The sequence below is a fragment of the Pseudomonas sp. YuFO20 genome (assembly GCF_035064975.1).
GTDB lineage: Bacteria > Pseudomonadota > Gammaproteobacteria > Pseudomonadales > Pseudomonadaceae > Aquipseudomonas > Aquipseudomonas putida_AE.
On sequence record NZ_JAXDEO010000166.1, the window covers coordinates 1 to 511 of the forward strand.

At 44.2% G+C, this 511-nt stretch carries 1 protein-coding gene; it reads right to left on the reverse strand.

What is annotated here, in order from left to right:
• Positions 1-91: 91 nt before the first annotated feature.
• Positions 92-511 (reverse strand): hypothetical protein (locus tag SOP85_RS31090; RefSeq protein ID WP_323629418.1); only part of this gene is annotated, 420 nt, incomplete at its 5' end.

A 511-nucleotide genomic window follows, 5' to 3' on the forward strand; every position in this document is an offset into this window, starting at 1 on the left:
TCATCATCAAGGAAGGGTCGAGACCCAACATCTTGATCACTTGTTTCATGAGCATTTCGACGCCGAGAGGGAGAGACATAAGTTTAGCTCCTCAGTTAGGGTTAAGCGTGTAGGAAAGAAAAGCACTCAAAAATAATTCCCACGTTGTCAGAGTGCCGGAAAAATTTACAACCGACGTTACCGAAAACCCGTAATCGTGGGTAGCGTCAAGCCGCAAATTCATGTTCTGCGCGTTGATGAGTGTTGGATTTCTCGTATCGAAATTGCTCGTATTGGGGACGAGATAAGAAAAAAGACTAAATTTGGCGATAGGATTTCCATTGGTCAAGTCGTCAAATTCAGCGGTAAATTGAGTGCCACCGTTAGCCGTAGAATATTGCGATTGAATAAGCGGCGCGCTGATGAACAGCGAGGTGATGTAGTAAAACCCGCTGCTAGACTTAGGTAGAATGATTTGTTTAACTGGATAAATAGATGTTTCGACCGCTATGACATTTCCGCTTGCTGTCTG